The following is a 19,002-nucleotide window of genomic DNA, read 5'->3' as shown; positions in this document are numbered from 1 at the left end:
GCAGGCGCCCTCCAACAAGGGATTCCGTTGTTGCCTTTTGGTTACGCGACGAAATCTGTGTATCGGGTGGCTCGCCAGCAGGTGGCGGCACGCCGTACGCTGCCGGGCACGCCGGGGCCGGGCCAAGGCACAGTCCGCAAGGAACCGGCAGCCCTGCCCTTACACAGTGGCGGCCCGCCACCTCGTGGCCGGCGGCCCGCGGCCCACCGGAGGTCCCCGTGCTCCCCACCGTCGCCGAAGTCCTGGAGCTGGACGCGTTCCGCCCGGGCGGTCCTGTCGTGGTGGCCGGGCACCGGAACCTGGCCGCCGAGGTGCGCTGGGTGCACGTGAGCGAGCTCGCCGACATCGCGGGGATGCTGCGCGGCGGCGAACTGGTGCTGACCACCGGCGTGATGCTGCCGGACGACCGCGAGTCGCTCGCCGCCTATGCCGACGCGCTGGCCGACGTGGGCGCGGCCGGGCTGGTCGTGGAGCTGGGCCGCCGCTACGCCGAGGACCTGCCGCGGCCCCTGGTGCGGGCGGCCGAGCGGCGCGGGCTGCCGCTGGTCGCGCTGCGCGAGGAGGTGCGGTTCGTCGCCGTCACCGAGGCGGTGCACGCCCTGGTCCTCAACGCGCACTACACCCGGCTGCGCGCCTCGGAGGCGGTCCACCAGACCTTCAACGAGCTGGCCGTGGAGGGGGCGGAGCCCGCCGACATCCTGGGCGAGGTGGCGCGGATGGCCGGCGCCCCCGCGGTGCTGGAGAACCTCTCCCACCAGGTGCTGGCCTTCGCGGCCGCCGGGCAGGACCCGCAGGTCCTGCTGGACGCCTGGGAGCGCAGGTCCCGCGCGGTGGCGCCGGCGGGCAGGACCGGGTTCGACCCGCGCTCCGGCTGGCTGGTGACCGCGGTCGGCGCGCGCGGGCGCGACTGGGGCCGGCTGGTGCTGGTCGGCGCGGACGGCCCGCAGACCCACGCCGTGCTGCTGGAGCGCGCCGCCGCCACCCTCGCGCTGGGCCGGCTGCTGGACCGCGACCGCGAGTCGCTGGAGCGCCAGACCCACCGCACCCTGCTGTCCGGGATCCTCACCCACGCGCTGACCGTCTCGGACGTCGCCCTGCGGGCCCGGGCGCTGGGAGTGCCGCTGGACGGCCGCCGGCTGGTCGGCGTGATGCTGCGGCAGCCAGGCGGCCAGCCGTCGGCCGCCCTGGAGGCGCAGGCGCGGCTGCGGGACTTCACCGAGTACGCCGCGCTGGCCGTCCGCGAGCGCGGCCTGAGCGCGCTGACCGGGGCGCTGGACGACGGCACGGTCGGGGTGCTGGTCTCGCTGGGGCCGCACGACGAGGAGCAGTCCGTGCTGGACGGCCTTGCGGCCGCGCTCAAGGCCGGCCCGCCGTGCCTGATGGCCGCCGGCTCCAGCGTGGCCGCGCTGCGCGACGCCCGCCGCTCGCTGCTGGAGGCCGCGCAGATAGCCGACGCCGCCGAGCACGGCGGCCGGCCGGACGGCGGCGCCCGCGGCTACTACCGGCTGCCCGACATCCGGCTGCGCGGCCTGCTGCACCTGCTGCGCGACGACGCGCGCCTGCAGACCTACGTCGAGCGCGAGCTGGGCCTGCTGCTGGCGTACGACGCGGAGCACAGGACGGACCTGGTGCGCATCCTCGGCGTCTACCTGGCGTGCGGCCGCAACAAGTCCGCCGCGGCCGACGCCGCCCATCTGTCCCGCCCCTCGTTCTACGACCGGCTGCGGCGCGTGGAGTCGGTGCTCGGCGTGGACCTGGACCAGGTGGAGTCGTGCCTGTCGCTGCACGTGGCCCTGCTGGCGCTGGACGCGGTGCGCCGCTGAGCGCCCCCGGACCGCCCGGCGGCCCCGTCTACGATGGGCCGACCGGCAGCGATCCTGCGGCACACGGCCACGGGACCCCGGCCTGTGCGCCGAGCCGGCGCAGAAGCGACGAAGGAGCAGGCATGAGCGACCTCGCACCCGGCACCGCGACCAGGACCGCGGAGGGCCTGGACGCTTTCATCGCCGGACTGCCGAAGGCCGAACTGCACGTCCACCACGTGGGGTCCGCCTCGCCCCGCATCGTCGCGGAGCTCGCCGCCCGCCACCCGGACTCCTCGGTCCCCGAGGACCCGGCGGCGCTCGCCGAGTACTTCACGTTCCGGGACTTCGCGCACTTCATCCAGGTGTACCTGTCGGTCGTCGACCTGATCAGGGACCCCGAGGACGTCCGGCTGCTCACCTTCGAGGTGGCCCGCGACATGGCCAGGCAGAACATCCGCTACGCCGAGCTGACCGTCACCCCGTACAGCTCGACCCGGCGCGGGATCCCGGGCCCGGCGTTCATGGAGGCCATCGAGGACGCCCGCCGGGCCGCCGAGGCGGAGCTGGGCGTGACGCTCCGCTGGTGCTTCGACATCCCGGGCGAGGCGGGCCTGGAGTCCGCCGAGGAGACGGCCCGCCTCGCGCTCCACGGGCAGCCGGACGGCCTGGTCTCGTTCGGCCTCGGCGGGCCCGAGATCGGCGTGCCGCGCCCGCAGTTCAAGCCGTACTTCGACCGGGCGCGGGCGGCCGGCCTGCACAGCGTGCCGCACGCGGGCGAGACGACCGGGCCGCAGACCGTGTGGGACGCGCTGCGCGAGCTGGGCGCCGAGCGGATCGGGCACGGCACCAGCGCCGCGCAGGACCCGCGGCTGCTGGAGCACCTGGCCGAGCACGGCATCCCGCTGGAGGTCTGCCCGACCTCGAACATCGCCACCCGCGCGGTCGCCGTGCTGGAGGAGCACCCGATCCGGCAGATGGTCGACGCGGGCGTGCTCGTCACCGTCAACAGCGACGACCCGCCGATGTTCGGCACCGACCTCAACACCGAGTACGCGGTGGCCGCCCGGCTGCTCGGCCTGGACCGGGCCGGGGTGGCGGCGCTGGCGAAGAACGCCGTCCGGGCCTCGTTCCTGGACGCCCCGGGCAAGGCCCGGATCGCCGCGGAGATCGACGCCTACACCGCGTCCTGGAGCTGACGTGGCGCTCGCCGTCGCGCACCGCGGTGACCCGTACGTGCACCGCGAGAACACGCTGCCCTCGGTCGGCTCCGCGCTGGCCAAGGGCGCGGACGTGGTGGAGGTGGACGTCCGGGTCACTCGTGACGGGGTGCCGGTGCTGCTGCACGACCCGACCCTGGAGCGGATGTGGGGCCGCGAGGTTCCCGTCGCCTCGCTCACCTTCGACCAGGTCTTCGAGACCACCGGCGGCGGCGTGCCGCCGCTGGCCGACGCCCTCGCGATGCTCGGCAAGCATCCTGCGGGCCGGATGCTGCTGGACCTGACCGAGTCCGGGCAGGCGGCGCCGTCCCTGGAAGCGGTCGAGGCGGCCGGGCTGGGCGAACGGGTCTACTACTGCGGCGATCTGGCCGCGATGCGCGAGGTCCGGGCGCTGTCCGGCGACGCCGAGATCGCCATGACCTGGAAGACCTCGGTGCGTCCCGGTGAGCCGCTGCTGGCCGCCCTCCGGCCGCGCTGGCTCAACCTGCGGTTCGGCCTGGTCGACGCGGCGACCGTGGCCTTCGCGCGCGACCACGGGCTGCTGGTCTCCGCGTGGACCGCGGACTGGGAGCGGTCCATGTCCCGCCTGCTGGCGCTGGGCGTGGACGCGGTCACCACCAACCGGCTGGACGCGCTGCAGCGCGTGCTGGCGCAGCGCTCCCGCGCCTGAACGCGCCGAAGCACCTGCAGCGCCTGCAAGCCGGCAGCCCCGGGACGTGAAGGGGCGGGGTGCGCCGCCGTCCGCCGCACCCCGCCCCTCCGGATCGCCGGTCAGGAGTCCAGGGACGTCATCACGTGCTTGATCCGGGTGTAGTCGTCGAAGCCGTAGGCGGAAAGGTCCTTGCCGTAGCCGGACTGCTTGAACCCGCCGTGCGGCATCTCGGCGACCAGCGGGATGTGGGTGTTGATCCACACGCAGCCGAAGTCGAGGCGCTTGGACATCCGCATCGCGCGGCCGTGGTCCTTGGTCCACACCGAGGAGGCGAGCGCGTACTCGACGCCGTTGGCCCACTCGACGGCCTGGTCCTCGTCGGTGAAGGACTGGACGGTGATGACCGGGCCGAACACCTCGCGCTGGACGATCTCGTCGTCCTGCTTCAGGCCGGAGACCACCGTCGGTGCGAAGAAGTAGCCGCTCTCGCCGACCCGGTGGCCGCCGGTCTGCACCTTGGCGTGCGCGGGCAGCCGCTCGATGAAGCCGGTGACCTGGGCGAGCTGGTTGGCGTTGTTGAGCGGGCCGAACAGCACGTCCTCGTCGTCCGGCAGGCCGGTCTTGGTGTCGGCGGCGGCCTTGGTGAGCGCGGCGGTGAACTCGTCGTGGATCGACTCGTGGACCAGCACGCGGGTGGCCGCGGTGCAGTCCTGTCCGGCGTTGAAGAAGCCGGCGACCGCGATGTCCTCCACGGCCTTGGCGATGGCGGCGCTGTCGAGGTCTTCGAACACCACGACCGGGGCCTTGCCGCCCAGCTCCAGGTGGACCCGCTTGACGTCCTTGGCGGCCGAGCCGGCCACCTCGATGCCGGCCCGCACCGAGCCGGTGATGGAGGCCATCGCCGGCACCGGGTGCTCGACCATCATCCGGCCGGTGTCGCGGTCGCCGCACACCACGTTGAACACGCCCTTGGGCAGCACCCCGCCGAGGATCTCGGCGAGCAGCACGGTGGAGGCGGGGGTGGTGTCGGACGGCTTGAGCACCACGGTGTTGCCGGCCGCGATGGCCGGCGCGAACTTCCAGACGGCCATCATCATCGGGTAGTTCCACGGCGCGACCTGCGCGCAGACGCCGACCGGCTCGCGGCGGACGATGGAGGTCATGCCCTCCATGTACTCGCCGGCCGCGCGGCCCTCGAGCATGCGGGCGGCGCCGGCGAAGAACCGGATCTGGTCGACCATCGGCGGGATCTCCTCGCTGGCGGTCAGCCCGATCGGCTTGCCGGTGTTCCGGCTCTCCACCGCGACCAGCTCGTCGGCCCGTGCCTCGATCGCGTCGGCGATCTTCAGCAGGGCCTTCTGCCGCTCGGCGGGGGTGGTGTCGCGCCAGCCGGGGAAGGCCGCGGCGGCCGCGGCCATCGCCGCGTCCACGTCCGCCTGCCCGGACAGCGGCGCCTTCGCGTACGCCTGCCCGGTCACCGGGTCGACCACCTCGGTGGTGCGCCCGTCGGCGGCGTCGCGGAATTCTCCGTCGATGTAGTTGCGCAGAGTACGGAGTTCGGTCACGGCGCTTGCTCCCTGGTCCTACGAGTCGTGTCCATCTACTGAGACGCGTCCCAGCTTAGCCCGAGAACTACTGTATTCGACATACCCACCTCACCGAAACAACCGATTCGGTGTTACGAGAAGGCCACAGCAACGGATTTCATCGTTGAGGGCTTGCGTGACCGTCGACCTCTCCTGCACAGTGGTGCGCGTGGCCACTCGAGACATGAACGCCGCGTCAAGCCAGATAGACGCGGTGTCGAAGGCGATCATCGAACAGCTCCAGGAGGACGGGCGCCGTCCGTACGCGGCGATCGGCAAGGCCGTCGGCCTGTCCGAGGCCGCCGTGCGCCAGCGCGTGCAGAAACTGCTCGACCAGGGCGTGATGCAGATCGTCGCGGTCACCGACCCGCTCACCGTGGGATTCCGGCGGCAGGCCATGGTCGGCATCACCGTCGAGGGCGACATCGACCCGGTGGCCGAGTCGCTCGCCGCCCTGGACGAGGTCGAGTACGTGGTGATCACCGCGGGCTCCTTCGACCTGCTGGTCGAGATCGTCTGCGAGGACGACGACCACCTGCTGGAGATGATCAACAAGCGGATCCGCGCGCTGCCCGGCGTGCGCTCCACCGAGAGCTTCGTCTACCTCAAGCTCCGCAAGCAGACCTACACCTGGGGAACCAGATAGCCATGGACACCAGCCCGGCAGACCTCTCCAAGACCGCGTACGACCACCTGTGGATGCACTTCACCCGCATGTCGTCGTACGAGAACGCCCCCGTGCCCACCATCGTGCGCGGCGAGGGCTCGTACATCTACGACGACCGCGGCAAGCGGTACGTCGACGGCCTGTCCGGGCTGTTCGTGGTCAACGCCGGGCACGGCCGGCACGAACTGGCCGAGACCGCCTACAAGCAGGCGCAGGAGCTGGCGTTCTTCCCGGTGTGGAGCTACGCCCACCCCAAGGCCGTGGAGCTCGCCGAGCGGCTCGCGCACTACGCGCCCGGCGACCTGAACAAGGTCTTCTTCACCACCGGCGGCGGCGAGGCCGTCGAGACCGCCTGGAAGCTGGCCAAGCAGTACCACAAGCTGAACGGCAACCCCACCAAGTACAAGGTCATCTCACGGGCCGTCGCCTACCACGGCACGCCGCAGGGCGCGCTGTCCATCACCGGACTGCCCGCGCTCAAGGCGCCGTTCGAGCCGCTGGTGCCGGGCGCCCGCAAGGTGCCGAACACCAACATCTACCGGGCGCCGCTGTTCGGCGACGACCCGGAGGCGTTCGGCCGCTGGGCCGCCGACCAGATCGAGCAGGAGATCCTGTTCGAGGGCCCGGAGACGGTCGCCGCGGTCTTCCTGGAGCCGGTCCAGAACGCCGGCGGCTGCTTCCCGCCGCCGCCCGGCTACTTCGCGCGGGTCCGCGAGATCTGCGACCGCTACGACGTGCTGCTCGTCTCCGACGAGGTGATCTGCGCCTTCGGCCGGCTCGGCACCATGTTCGCCTGCGACAAGTTCGACTACGTGCCGGACATGATCACCTGCGCCAAGGGCATGACCTCCGGCTACTCGCCGATAGGGGCGTGCATCGTCTCGGACCGGCTCGCCGAGCCGTTCTACCGCGGCGACAACACCTTCCTGCACGGCTACACCTTCGGCGGGCACCCGGTGTCGGCCGCCGTCGCCCTGGCCAACCTCGACATCTTCGAGCGCGAGCGCCTCAACCAGCACGTGCTGGACACCGAGGGCGACTTCTTCGCCACCCTGAAGAAGCTGCACGACCTGCCGATCGTCGGCGACGTCCGCGGCAACGGCTTCTTCTACGGCATCGAGCTGGTGAAGGACAAGGCCACCAAGGAGACCTTCACCGACGAGGAGACCGAGCGGGTCCTGTACGGGTTCCTGTCGAAGAAGCTCTACGACAGCGGCCTGTACTGCCGGGCCGACGACCGGGGCGACCCGGTGGTCCAGCTGGCCCCGCCGCTGATCTCCGACCAGGCCCTGTTCGACGAGATCGAGCAGATCCTGCGCGGCGTGCTCGCCGAGGCGTGGACCAAGCTGTAGCCGCCCGCGCCACCGGCCACGGTCCCGGCCGTGCGGCCACGCACCGGTCCTCGATCGTCCGTACGGACGATCCCGGGCCGGTGCGCCGCCGCGCCTGCGCGCCGGACCGCCCGCCGCCTGCCTACGGTGCCCGGGAGTGACCGCCCACTCCCCGGCTCGTTTCCCGTGTGAACGTGCCTGGGAACGAACCTGCGGAGGTACGGCATGGTGGCCCCGCCCGACAACGACGTGCTCTGGGCCCGTGCGCTGCGGCACTCCCACCGGGGCGACCCCGCCCTGGCCGGTGTGTCCGTCAACGTGCGGGCCGGCGAGATCCTGGCCGTCCTCGGCCCGCGCGGCGCCGGCAAGTCGACGCTGCTGCACTGCCTTTCCGGGCAGCTCGTCCCGGACGAGGGCGAGGTGTGGTTCAACAGCGCCCCGGTGCACACCCTGGACGAGGCGTCCCGTGAGCTGCTGCGCCGCGACCGGTTCGGCTGGATCGGCGACCGGGCGCATCTGCTGCCCGAGCTGACGGCCTGGGAGAATGCCGCCCTGCCGCTGATGCTGCGCGGCGACGGCCACCGCGGCGCCCGGAGCGCCGCGCAGGAGTGGCTGGAGCGCCTGGACATCGGCGACTGCGCGCGCAAGCGGCCGGCCGATCTGACGACAGCCCAGCGCCAGCGCGTGGCGGTCGCCCGCGCCCTGGTCACCGGTCCTGCCGTGGTCTTCGCCGACGAGCCGACCGCCGCCCTGCACCGGCAGGACCGCGGCCATGTGCTGCGCACCCTGGCCAGCGCGGCCCGCTCGCACGAGATCACCGTGGTCCTGGCCACCAGCGACCCGGAGGTCGCCGGGCACGCCGACCGGACCATGGGGCTGGTCGACGGCCGCCCCGGGGCGCCGATGCCGGTGCAGGACCGCGAGTCCGCGAGCCCGTGGCCGGCGTCGGTATGACGGGACGCCGGGCGGTCCGCGCCGCCGGCCTGCGGCCGGCGGCATTTCCTGGAGGGGTGACGGCGGCGTGCTGAGCCTGCGGGTGCTGCGCGGGTCGCGACCCGCGATGCTGGGCCGCTGGGCGCTGGTCGCCGCGGCCTCGGCCGGCACGGGTCTGCTGCTGCTGTCCGCGGTGGGCTGGGCGCTGGCCCACCCGCACGGCAGCGCGACGGACTCGGTGATGCGGCTGGTGTGGTGCGTGGTGCCGGTCGTGGTGACCGTGCAGCTGGCCTCGGCGGTGGGCTGCCGGCAGTCCGCCGCCTGGCCGCGCGACGGGCTGGCGTCGGTGGGCCTGGGCAGGACCGGGATGCAGGCCCTCGCCGCCGTCACCACGGCGGTGGTGTGCGCGGCGGGCAGCCTGCTCGCGCTGCTGCTGTTCCTGCTGGTGCGCGGCGACGTCGCGGGCGGGCCGTGGAGCGCTGTCGGGCCCGGCCGGCTCGCCAGCGGCACGACCTTGCCGGCCGCCGGCGTGGCGACGCTGCTCGCGCTCGTCCCCGCCGCTGCGGCCGTCACCGTCGCCGTCGGGCTGCGCTCGTCGCGTCCGAAGGAGGCGCATGACACGCCGGGCAGCCTGCCGTGGGGTGTCGCGCTGGTCGCCGTGGGCCTGTCCGTCGAGGTGGCCGCGCCCAAGGGCGACGGGGTGCCGCTGCCCAGCGGCCTCGGGGTGATCGCGCCGGCCGCGGTCGCCGGCTGGATCGTCACCACCGCGGGACTGGTGCTCGCCGGGCCCGGCCTGGCCTTCTTCTGCGGCCGGCTGCTGGCCGTCTACCGGCCGGGCGCGGTGCGCCTGCTCGCCGGACGGACGCTGCAGTACGAGTCGCGGCGGATCGGCCGCCCGCTGGGCCTGCTCTGCGCGACCGCCGCCGCGGCGCTGTCGGCCTACGCCCTGCAGTCCGGCGCCGGTCACCGGCTCGGGCCGGTGACCGTCTTCGCGTTCACGCTGATCGCGGTGTGCGTGCTGGCCACCGCCGCGGTCGGCCTGTCCGAGACGGGCAACGCCCGGCCCGAGGCGCAGGGCGCGCTGAGCGCGGTGGCCGCCCCGCCGGCGATGCTCCGGGCCGCGCTGGCGGTCCGCGCGGGCGCGCTGGCCGCGGTCCTGGTGGGCGTGGCGTTCCTGGTCGCCGGGCTCAGCACGCTGCCGTAGACCCCCTTTCGGTGACACACCGTCCGGGTGCCGGTGACGTACCGTCAGCGGTCCCGCCGGCGGCCCGACCTCCCCGGTCCTGCCGCGCCGAGGGGGGGGCTAGGGTGCAGGGGTGCCCGCACCCCTGCCTTTCGATGACGCCGACATGGACCGGTTCGCAGGAGCGGAGGGCATACCGATACGGGAGATCCACGACCTCGAGGAGTTCGACCGGGCCGCGCTGGGCGGCAGCCTGGCCGGATGCCGGCTGCAGGCCCTCGACCTGACCGAGCGCACCTTCGCGCTGCTGGTCGTGGACTCCTCGCAGGCGGTGTTCCTGGGCTGCCGGATGGAGCCGCAGGCGCTGGCCCACGTCAGGGCCGGCGGCGCGCTGGTCTTCCCGCCGGTCCCGAACCTGCCGTTCGACCCCTACCGCGGCGCGCCCTACACTCCCGACGAGCTGTATGCGGGCCTGGAGACCGACGGCTACGCGAGCACCCCGGACGCCAGGACCTACGCCTGGTACCGCCGCACTTCGGCCGGCGGCGACGTGCTGGCCTCGATGCTCCGCTCGGTCCACGACGACGCTCTGTCCGACGCGCTCGACGAACGGCTGCGCGGCGCCCGGGTGGTGGGCGTCATGGGCGGCCACGCGATGGAGCGCGGGAGCCTGGAGTACGCGGGCGCGGCCCGCCTGGGCCGGGAGCTGGCCAGGTCCGGCCTCACCGTGGCGACCGGCGGCGGGCCGGGCGCCATGGAGGCGGCCAACTTCGGCGCGTACGCGGCACCGTACGACGACGTCATGCTCGGCAAGGCGCTGGACGTGCTGGCGCGGGTGCCGTCCTTCGGCGCGTCGGTCGGCACGTGGGCGACGGCCGCGATGGCGGTGCGCGACCGGTGGCCGGACGGCGGGCCCTCCTACGGCCTGCCGACCTGGTTCTACGGGCACGAGCCGCCGAACGCCTTCGCCGCGCACATCGCCAAGTTCTTCGCCAACGCCACCCGCGAGGACGGCCTGCTGTCCCGCTGCAACGCCGGCGTGGTGTACCTGCCGGGCGCGGCCGGCACCGTCCAGGAGGTCTTCGACGCGGCCACCGCGAACTACTACGGGTCGCACGGCGATCCCGCCCCCATGGTGCTGGTGAACCGGGCGCACTGGACGACCACGCTGCCGGTGTGGCCGCTGCTGACGGCGCTGGCCGGCAAGCGGCCGATGGCCGACCGCATCGCCCTGGTCGACAGCGTCCGCGAGGTGCCGGCCGCGCTGGCCCGCCTCGCCTGGGGCTGACCGCGCGGCGCCCCGGGCGCCTCAGCCCGCGGCGGCCGCCTCCAGCTCCTTGACCACGATCTTCTTCATGCCGAGCATCGCGGCCATGACGCGCTGCGCGGCCTGCTGGTCGGGGTCGGCGAGCAGTTCGGGCAGCCGTCGGGGCACGATCTGCCAGGACAGGCCGAACCGGTCCTTGAGCCAGCCGCACGGCCCTTCCTCGCCGCCGTCCGCGGTGAGCCGCTGCCACAGGGTGTCGACCTCCTCCTGGGAGCCGCAGTCCACGCTGAGCGAGATCGCCTCGGTGAAGCTGTGCGCGGGCCCGCCGTTGAGCGCCAGGTACCGCTGGCCCGCCAGCTCGAACTCGACGACCAGCGCGGTCCCGGGGGCGCCGGGTCCCGCCTCGCCGCTGCGCTGGACGTCCACGATGCGGGAGTCCTCGAACAGCGAGGTGTAGAACTGCGCGGCCTCCTCGGCCTGGGTGTCGTACCAGAGGAACGTGGTGATCTTCTGCACGGTGCTCTCCTCGTCTCGGTCTGTGCTTCATACGACGAGACGGGCCGCCGAAAATCATCGGTGCAGGACGACGACTTCCGCGGGGTCGAAGGTGACCCCGGTCCGGTCGCCCTCGGCGGGGGCGTCCCGCAGCGTGCACTCGGCCTCCAGCTGCGGCCCGCGCTCCGCGCCGACGACGCCGAGGATCACCGCGACCCGCCCGCCGCGGAAGGTGCGGGCGCGGACCTCGCACAGCAGGCCCTCGTCCGCCGGGCCGAGCAGGACCCCGGGCGGCCGCACCAGAACCCGCGCCCGCCCTTCGGGCGTGCCGTCGGGCACCGGCAGCTTGCCCCAGTCGGTGACGGCGACGCCGCCGCTGACCACGCCGTCGGTGACCGCGTCGAAGCCGAGGAAGCGCGCGACGAACTCCGAGTCGGGCCGCTGCCAGACCTCCAGCGGCGTGCCGCTCTGCGCGATCCGGCCGTCCCGCATGACCACCACGCGGTCGGCGAGCGCGAACGCCTCGCCCTGGTCGTGGGTGACGGCGAGCACCGTGGTGCCCAACCGGCCGAAGAGCTGGCGGAGTTCGACGACCAGCCGTTCGCGCAGCGAGCGGTCGAGCTGGCCGAGCGGCTCGTCGAGCATGAGCAGCCGCGGCTCGGGCGCGAGCGCGCGGGCGAGGGCGACCCGCTGCTGCTCGCCGCCGGACAGCGTGCCCACCGCGCGGTGCGCGGCCCCGGGCAGGCCCACCAGGTCCAGCAGTTCGGCCACCCGCTGCTCCCGCAGGTCGCGCGGGACCCGGTGCATCCGCGGGCCGAAGGCGACGTTGCCGCCGACATCGCGCTGCGGGAAGAGCTGGTGGTCCTGGAACATCAGGCCGACGCCGCGCCGGTGCGGCGGCGTGCCGGCCTGGTCGGCGCCGTCGAGCAGGATCCGCCCGGCGTCCAGCGGCTGCAGCCCGGCCACCGCGCGCAGCAGCGTGGACTTGCCGCTGCCGCTGGGCCCGAGCACGCACACGGTCTCGTGCGCGGCGACGTCCAGGTCGACGCCGTCGAGCGCGGCGCGGTCCCCGAACCGTACGGTGGCGGCGTCGATCCGCAGCAGGGCCATCTAGAACTCCCCGGTCGCATCGGTGATCCGGCGGCCGTCCCCGCGGCGCCGCCAGGCGGTCTCCAGGACGAGCAGGCTGGCCGCGCAGACCGCCATCAAGATGGTGCTGAGCGCCATCGCCTGGCCGTAGTTCATCTCGCCGGCACGGCCGAGCAGGCGGGCCACCGCGACCGGCAGGGTGGGGCTGTCGGGCCGGGCGATGAACACCGTCGCGCCGAACTCGCCGAGCGAGACGGCGAACGCGAAGCCCGCGGCGATCCCCATCGCCCGCGCCACGAGCGGCAGTTCGACCTCGCGCCAGACCCGCAGCGGGGACGCGCCGAGCACCGCGGCGGCCTCCCGCAGCCGGTCGTCGACGGCCCGCAGCACCGGCAGCATGACCCGCACCACGAACGGCACGCCGACCAGGGCCTGTGCGAGCGGCACCAGCAGCCAGGAGTCCCGCAGGTCCAGCGGCGGCTTGTCCAAGGTGATCAGGAAGCCGAAGCCGACGGTGACCGCCGAGGTGCCCAGCGGCAGCATCAGCAGGGCGTCGAAGCCGCGCATCAGCCGGCCGGCCCGGCGCACCAGCGCGGTGGCCGCCAGCGCGCCGACGGCCAGCGCGATCACCGTCGCGACGGCGGCGTAGCGCAGCGAGTTCCAGACCGTCTCCAGCGGCGAGACCAGGAAGGTGCCGCCGTCGCCCGAACCGTCCGCGGAGGACAGCGCCCGGTAGAAGTCGAGGCCGTAGCCGTGGGGGCCGTCGAAGGAGCGGGCGACGAGCACGCCGAGCGGCAGCAGGATCAGCAGCGCGACGACGGCCAGGACACCGGCCAGCAGCACGCGTTCCGCGCCGCGCGGGCGGTGCGCGGTGCGGGCGGCGTCCACCAGCCGCAGGGTCGCCTCACGGCGGCGCACCGTCCAGGCGTGCACGCCGAGGATCGCGCCGACCGCGGCGAGTTGCAGCAGCGTGAGCACCGCGGCGGTCGGCAGGTCCAGCAACTCGGCGGTCTGCCGGTAGATCTCGACCTCCAGGGTGGAGCGGGTGGGGCCGCCCAGGATCTGGATGACGCCGAAGGAGGTGAAGGTGAACAGGAACACCATCAGCGCGGCCGCGGCCACCGCGGGCCCGAGCGCGGGCAGGGTGACCCGGCGCCAGGCCGCGAAGCGGCCGGCGCCCAGCATGCGCGCCGCCTCCTCCTGCCGCGGGTCCAGCTGCGCCCACAACCCGCCGACCGTGCGCACCACGACCGCGTAGTTGAAGAAGACGTGGGCGATCAGGATCGCCCACACGCTGGTGTCCAGCCGGAAGCCGAACAGGCTGTCGGTGAAGCCGCCGCGCCCGAGCAGCGCCAGGAACGCGGATCCCGCGACGACGGTGGGCAGCACGAACGGCACGGTGACCACCGCCCGCAGCAGCTGCTTGCCGGGGAAGTCCAGCCGCGCGAAGACGTACGCGCCGGGCAGCGCGACGGCCAGCGTCAGCGCCGTGGAGGCCGCCGCCTGCCAGCACGTGAACCACAGGACGTGCCGGATCGACGGGTCGCCGAGCACGTCGCCGATCGCTCCCGGCCGCCACCGCCCGCCCTGGTGCAGCCCGCGGGCGACGATGGCGCCGACCGGGTAGGCGAAGAACACCGCGAAGAAGGCCAGCGGCAGGGCCATCAACGCCAGCCGCACACCGGTCGCCCGGCCGCGACCCGGTCGCGGGGACGCGGGTGCGGGTACGGGTGCGGTGGTGGCGGTGGCGGGACCGGCAGGGGCTACAGGACGGTCGACGTCCATGCCTTGACCCAGTCGTCGCGCTTGGCCGCGATCTCGGTCGGCGGGAGGGTCGTCGGGTGCTCGACCTTCGCGCCGTACTTCACGAACTCCTCGGGCTCCGCGGCGCCCTTGACCACCGGGTCGACGTACATCTGCAGCGGCATGTCCTGCTGGAACGCCTTGCTCAGCATGAAGTCGATGAACGCCTTGCCGCCCGCGGGGTTCTTCGCGCCGTGCAGCAGCCCGGCGAACTCGATCTGGCGGAAGCAGGTGCCGGTGGCCACGCCGACCGGGGACTCGGCCGGCGCCGGGGTGACGCCGACGACCTCGGCGGGCGGGCTCGACGCGTAGGAGACCACCAGCGGCCGGTCGCCCTTGGCCTTCTTGCCCGCGGACGAGCCGGAGAAGCGGTCGTTGTACGCCTGCTCCCAGCCGTCGACGACCTCGACGCCGTTGGCCTTCAGCTGCTTCCAGTACCCCTGCCAGCCGGCGTCGCCGTAGGTGGCGACGCTGCCGAGCATGAACGCCAGGCCCGGCGAGGAGGTCGCGACGTTCTCGGTCACCAGCAGGTTCTTGTACTGCGGCTTGACCAGGTCGGCGAAGCTCTGCGGCGGGGCCAGCTTGTGCGCGGCGAAGTAGGCGCGGTCGTAGTTGACGCACACGTCACCGGAGTCGATGGGCGTGGCGCGGTGCTTGGCGGCGTCCAACTGGACGTCGGCGGGCACCTGGTCGAGGCCCTTGGCCGTGTACGGGTCGAACAGGCCGTTGTCGAGGGCGCGCGACAGCAGGGTGTTGTCGACGCCGAAGAAGACGTCGCCGCGCGGGTGGTCCTTGGTGAGGATCGCCTGGTTGACCGCGGCCCCCGCGTCGCCGCCGCGCAGCACCTTGACCGTGTAGCCGGTCTCCTTGGTGAACGCGGCGAGCACGCTCTTCGAGGCGGCGAACGAGTCGTGGCTGACGACGGTGACCGTCTTGCTGCCGGAGGCGGCGCCACCGCTCTTCTTGCCCGACGACGAGCCGCCGCAGGCGCTGAGCGCGGTGGCGCAGGCGGTGGCCAGGACGAGTGCGCCCAGGGCACGCCTGCGGATGGTGCTGTTCATGCTGACTCCCTACGCCGGTATGACCCGGATCAGGTTCGAGGGTCTGCGGCCTGGGACCGAGGTCCCAGCCGCACTCTCAGCGCCGTCTCAGGCGCTCCCCTGTCGGATGTTCACTTGTGGACCGATGTCCGGTGCGCATGCACCGTACCAGCAGCTTTGCCATCCGGTGCCGGCTGCTCCCCGGCGGCCGGTCAGCGCTCGGAAGCGGCGAGCTGCCCGCAGGCGCCGTCGATCTCCTGGCCGCGGGTGTCCCGCACGGTCACCGGGACGCCGTGTCCCTCCAGAGCGGCGACGAACGCCCGCTCGTCCTCGGGCCGGGACGCGGTCCACTTGGAGCCCGGGGTGGGGTTGAGCGGGATCAGGTTGACGTGCACGCGATGGTTCTTCAGCAGCCTGCCCAGCCGGTCGGCCCGCCACGCCTGGTCGTTGATGTCGCGGATCAGCGCGTACTCGATCGAGATCCGGCGGCCGGACTTCTCCGCGTAGTACCAGGCCGCGTCGAGCACCTCGCGGACCTTCCAGCGGGTGTTGACCGGCACGAGGGTGTCGCGCAGCTCGTCGTCCGGGGCGTGCAGGGAGACCGCCAGCCGGCACTTGAAGCCCTCTTCGGCGAACCGGTACATCGCCGGGACCAGGCCGACGGTGGACACGGTGATGCCGCGCTGCGACAGGCCCAGGCCGTCCGGCTCGGGGTCGGTCAGCCGGCGGATCGCGCCGATCACCCGCTTGTAGTTGGCGAGCGGCTCGCCCATGCCCATGAAGACGATGTTCGACAGCCGGGACTGCCCGCCGGGCACCTCGCCGTCACGCAGCGCCCGCATGCCGGCGACGATCTGGTGCACGATCTCCGCGGTCGACAAGTTGCGGTCCAGGCCGGCCTGCCCGGTCGCGCAGAACGGGCAGTTCATGCCGCAGCCGGCCTGTGACGAGATGCACATGGTGACCCGGTCCGGGTAGCGCATCAGCACGGACTCCACGAGCGTGCCGTCGAACAGCCGCCAGAGCGTCTTGCGGGTGTCCCCGCCGTCGCACTCGGCGTGCCGCACCACCGTCATCAGCTCCGGCAGCAGGTCGTCCGCGAGCCGCCCGCGGGCCGCCGCCGGGATGTCCGTCCACGCCGCCGGATCGTCGGCGTACCGCGCGAAGTAGTGCTGCGACAGCTGCTTGGCCCGGAACGGCTTCTCGCCGAGCGCGGCCACCGCCTCCCTGCGCTCCACCGGCGACAGGTCGGCAAGGTGCCGCGGGGGCTTCTTGGCCCCGCGCGGCGCGGCAAATGTGAGTTCTCCGGGTGCAGGCATGATGCCTACCAGTGTCGCAGACCCCCAGCACTCCCCCGTCCGCCCCGGTTTGCGGCCCGGTTGCGGCCCGGTTTGCGGCTGGTTTGCGGCCCGGGGGGGTCAGCCGTTGCCGACGAAGGCCACGAGGAGGAGCCAGACGACGGGGGCGGTGGGGAGGAGGCTGTCGAGGCGGTCCATGATGCCGCCGTGGCCCGGGAGGAGGGCGCCCATGTCCTTGATGCCGAGGTCGCGCTTGATCATGGACTCGCCGAGGTCGCCGAGGGTGGCGCTGGTGGCCGCCGCCAGGCCGAGCAGCAGGCCCTGCCACCACTGGCCGTCGTCGATGAGGTACTGCATCAGCAGGGCGCCGGCCACCATCGCGAAGGCCATCGCGCCGAGCAGCCCCTCGCGGGTCTTGCCGGGACTGATCCGCGGCGCGAGCTTGTGGCGGCCGAAGCGCCAGCCGACCGCGTAGGCGCCGGTGTCGCTGATCACGGTGAGCAGCAGGAACACCAGCACACGCCGCGGCCCGTCGTCCGCGGCGAGCATCATGACCACGAACGTGGCCAGGAACGGCACGTAGAACGCGGCGAACACGCCGGCCGTGACGTCCCGCAGGTAGTTCTCCGGCGGCTGGGCCATCCGCCAGACCAGCACCGCGAGCGCGGTCAGCGCCATGGCGATCCACGCGCCGTCCGCGCCGCGCAGATAGCCGAGCACGACCATCGCCGCGCCGCCGACCGCCAGTGGCACCAGCGGCGCGTGGATGTCCTTGCGCTCGGCCAGGCGCGACGTCAGCTCCCACAGGCCGGTCACCACGGCGGCCACCACGACGCCGACGAACACCGCCTTGACGATGAACAGGGACGCGACGATGACCACGCCCAGTCCGACGCCGACCCCTATCGCCGCCCGCAGGTTGCGTCCCGCGGACTTCTTCACCCGGGTCGGTTCCGGAGCCGGGTCCTGGGCGGGCGGGGGCTCGGCGGCCGGCGGCGGGGATGGCGGCATGGCGGGAGTCTTCCTGCTCGCCCCGGATTCCGTGGCGGAACCCGCCGCATGCGCGGCGCGTGGCGAAGCGCCCCAGGAAGAGTCGTTCACGGAGCTTCGCCTCGCGTCGTCGTCAGGTGGTGGTCGGCCGGGGAGTGTGCGGATGTGGCGCGGCGGGCGTGCCGGAGGTCAGACCTCCAGCAGCTCGGCCTCCTTGTGCTTGAGCAGCTCGTCGATCTGCGCCACGTACTTCGCCGTGGTGTCGTCGAGCTCCTTCTCCGCGCGGCGCACCTCGTCCTCGCCGGTCTCGCCGTCCTTGACGAGCTTGTCGAGCGTCTCCTTGGCCTTGCGGCGGACGCTGCGGATCGAGATCTTCGCGTCCTCGGCCTTGTGCTTGGCGACCTTGATGTAGTCGCGGCGGCGCTCCTCGGTGAGCTGCGGGAAGACCACCCGGATGATACGGCCGTCGTTGCTCGGGTTGACGCCGAGGTCCGAGTTGCGGATCGCCTCCTCGATGTTGCGCAGGCTGCTGCTGTCGAAGGGGGTGATCACCGCCATCCGGGGCTCGGGCACCGCGAAGGAGGCGAGCTGGTTGATCGGGGTGACGGTGCCGTAGTACTCGGCCACGATCTTGTTGAACATCGCCGGGTGCGCACGGCCGGTTCGGATCGCCGCGAAGTCGTCCTTGGCGACGGCCACGGCCTTCTCCATCTTCTCCTCGGCCTCGAGGAGGGTTTCTTCAATCACCATGTGCTCCTGGTCTTCAGAAGGCGGACGTCTGTGTGACGGCTTGTGACGGCGGACGCCATCGTGACGACGGTCGTGCGGCGGATGCGACGGCGGCGGCCGTCACGCCCGGGTGCCCTGGTCGTTGACCAGCGTGCCGATCTTCTCACCCTTCACGGCCCGCGCGATGTTCCCTTCCGCGAGCAGCTCGAAGACCAGGATCGGCAGCTTGTTGTCCTGGCACAGGGTGATCGCGGTGAGGTCGGCGACCCGCAGGTCCCGCGCGATGACCTCGCCGTACTCCAGCGCGTCGAACCTGACCGCGTCCGGGTTGTGCTTGGGGTCGGAGTCGTAGACGCCGTCGACCCCGTTCTTGCCCATGAGCATGGCCGCCGCGTCGATCTCCAGGGCCCGCTGGGCGGCGGTGGTGTCGGTGGAGAAGTAGGGCATGCCCATGCCGGCGCCGAAGATGACCACGCGGCCCTTCTCCAGGTGGCGGACCGCCCGCAGCGGGATGTAGGGCTCGGCGACCTGGCCCATGGTGATGGCGGTCTGCACGCGGGTCTCGATGCCCTCCTTCTCCAGGAAGTCCTGGAGGGCGAGGCAGTTCATGACCGTGCCCAGCATGCCCATGTAGTCGGAGCGGGCGCGGTCCATGCCGCGCTGCTGGAGTTCCGCGCCGCGGAAGAAGTTGCCGCCGCCGACGACGAGCGCGATCTCGTAGCCGTCCCTGACGACTGCCGCGATCTCGCGGGCGATGGCGTGCACGACATCGGGGTCGACGCCCAGCCCCCCTCCCCCGGCGAACGCCTCGCCGGACAGCTTGAGCAGGTAGCGGCGGGGGGCGATGCCGCCGCGGCCAGCGGTGGCGTGAGCCTTGGCGACGTGGTCGGCGCCTTCGTCCATGGGGTTCTCCTCGT

At 73.1% G+C, this 19,002-nt stretch carries 17 protein-coding genes and 1 riboswitch; of the genes, 8 read left to right on the top strand and 9 right to left on the bottom strand.

Features of this window, described 5'->3' with window-relative positions:
• Positions 1–218: 218 nt before the first annotated feature.
• From ACH4TG_RS12085 to ACH4TG_RS12075, 3 genes are all read left to right on the top strand, one after another.
• Positions 219–1,823: a PucR family transcriptional regulator gene (locus ACH4TG_RS12085; protein ID WP_398242065.1), complete on the top strand. Its 1,605-nt coding sequence runs from the start codon at positions 219–221 to the stop codon at positions 1,821–1,823.
• Positions 1,824–1,945: 122 nt separating this feature from the next.
• Positions 1,946–3,001 carry an adenosine deaminase gene (locus ACH4TG_RS12080; protein WP_398242064.1) on the top strand — a complete coding sequence of 352 codons (1,056 nt, stop codon included), beginning with the start codon at positions 1,946–1,948 and terminating at the stop codon, positions 2,999–3,001.
• Position 3,002: 1 nt separating this feature from the next.
• A complete protein-coding gene (locus ACH4TG_RS12075) occupies positions 3,003–3,692 on the top strand; it encodes a glycerophosphodiester phosphodiesterase (RefSeq protein WP_398242063.1) in 690 nt (229 codons plus the stop codon).
• A 101-nt stretch (positions 3,693–3,793) separates the two neighbouring features.
• On the opposite strand, the gene ACH4TG_RS12070 is transcribed toward ACH4TG_RS12075, so the two are convergent.
• Positions 3,794–5,239: a gamma-aminobutyraldehyde dehydrogenase gene (locus ACH4TG_RS12070; protein WP_398242062.1), complete on the bottom strand. Its 1,446-nt coding sequence runs from the start codon at positions 5,237–5,239 to the stop codon at positions 3,794–3,796.
• A gap of 205 nt (positions 5,240–5,444) precedes the next feature.
• On the opposite strand from ACH4TG_RS12070, the gene ACH4TG_RS12065 reads away from it, so the two are divergent.
• The 5 genes from ACH4TG_RS12065 to ACH4TG_RS12045 all read left to right on the top strand — a co-directional run bounded on the left by ACH4TG_RS12065 (position 5,445) and on the right by ACH4TG_RS12045 (position 10,662).
• The gene (locus ACH4TG_RS12065) at positions 5,445–5,906 is read left to right on the top strand and encodes an Lrp/AsnC family transcriptional regulator (protein ID WP_398242146.1); all 462 of its coding nucleotides are present in this window, start codon (positions 5,445–5,447) and stop codon (positions 5,904–5,906) included.
• 2 nt (positions 5,907–5,908) lie between these two features.
• Positions 5,909–7,279: an aspartate aminotransferase family protein gene (locus tag ACH4TG_RS12060; protein ID WP_398242061.1), complete on the top strand. Its 1,371-nt coding sequence runs from the start codon at positions 5,909–5,911 to the stop codon at positions 7,277–7,279.
• Between the two features lie 204 nt (positions 7,280–7,483).
• A complete protein-coding gene (locus ACH4TG_RS12055) occupies positions 7,484–8,212 on the top strand; it encodes an ABC transporter ATP-binding protein (protein WP_398242060.1) in 729 nt (242 codons plus the stop codon).
• A gap of 67 nt (positions 8,213–8,279) precedes the next feature.
• The gene (locus tag ACH4TG_RS12050) at positions 8,280–9,395 is read left to right on the top strand and encodes a hypothetical protein (RefSeq protein WP_398242059.1); all 1,116 of its coding nucleotides are present in this window, start codon (positions 8,280–8,282) and stop codon (positions 9,393–9,395) included.
• A 145-nt stretch (positions 9,396–9,540) separates the two neighbouring features.
• On the top strand, positions 9,541–10,662 hold the full coding sequence (locus ACH4TG_RS12045; protein WP_398242145.1) for an LOG family protein: 1,122 nt from the start codon (positions 9,541–9,543) through the stop codon (positions 10,660–10,662).
• Positions 10,663–10,683: 21 nt separating this feature from the next.
• Here ACH4TG_RS12045 and ACH4TG_RS12040 read toward each other — a convergent pair whose 3' ends face one another.
• From ACH4TG_RS12040 to pyrH, 8 genes are all read right to left on the bottom strand, one after another.
• Positions 10,684–11,157: a VOC family protein gene (locus ACH4TG_RS12040; protein ID WP_398242058.1), complete on the bottom strand. Its 474-nt coding sequence runs from the start codon at positions 11,155–11,157 to the stop codon at positions 10,684–10,686.
• A 54-nt stretch (positions 11,158–11,211) separates the two neighbouring features.
• Positions 11,212–12,246 (bottom strand): ABC transporter ATP-binding protein, encoded by a 1,035-nt coding sequence (locus ACH4TG_RS12035; protein WP_398242057.1) that lies wholly within the window; start codon positions 12,244–12,246, stop codon positions 11,212–11,214.
• Entirely contained in the window at positions 12,247–13,890 is a 1,644-nt protein-coding gene (locus ACH4TG_RS12030; protein WP_398242144.1) for an ABC transporter permease, read from the bottom strand.
• A 98-nt stretch (positions 13,891–13,988) separates the two neighbouring features.
• Positions 13,989–15,089: a thiamine ABC transporter substrate binding subunit gene (locus tag ACH4TG_RS12025; RefSeq protein ID WP_398242056.1), complete on the bottom strand. Its 1,101-nt coding sequence runs from the start codon at positions 15,087–15,089 to the stop codon at positions 13,989–13,991.
• Positions 15,079–15,200, bottom strand: a riboswitch (TPP riboswitch). (Overlaps the previous gene by 11 nt.)
• Before the next feature lie 80 nt (positions 15,201–15,280).
• On the bottom strand, positions 15,281–16,387 hold the full coding sequence (gene rlmN, locus ACH4TG_RS12020; RefSeq protein WP_398242055.1) for a 23S rRNA (adenine(2503)-C(2))-methyltransferase RlmN: 1,107 nt from the start codon (positions 16,385–16,387) through the stop codon (positions 15,281–15,283).
• 99 nt (positions 16,388–16,486) lie between these two features.
• A complete protein-coding gene (locus ACH4TG_RS12015; RefSeq protein WP_398242054.1) occupies positions 16,487–17,467 on the bottom strand; it encodes a phosphatidate cytidylyltransferase in 981 nt (326 codons plus the stop codon).
• 78 nt (positions 17,468–17,545) lie between these two features.
• A complete protein-coding gene (frr, locus tag ACH4TG_RS12010; RefSeq protein ID WP_398242143.1) occupies positions 17,546–18,103 on the bottom strand; it encodes a ribosome recycling factor in 558 nt (185 codons plus the stop codon).
• 102 nt (positions 18,104–18,205) lie between these two features.
• On the bottom strand, positions 18,206–18,988 hold the full coding sequence (gene pyrH / locus ACH4TG_RS12005) for a UMP kinase (RefSeq protein ID WP_398242053.1): 783 nt from the start codon (positions 18,986–18,988) through the stop codon (positions 18,206–18,208).
• Positions 18,989–19,002: the final 14 nt, after the last annotated feature.

The organism is Streptomyces sp. NPDC020917 (genome assembly GCF_044333795.1).
Lineage (GTDB): Bacteria > Actinomycetota > Actinomycetes > Streptomycetales > Streptomycetaceae > Actinacidiphila.
Note: the sequence above shows the minus strand (reverse complement) of the source record. Positions and strands in the feature narration are given on the sequence as shown.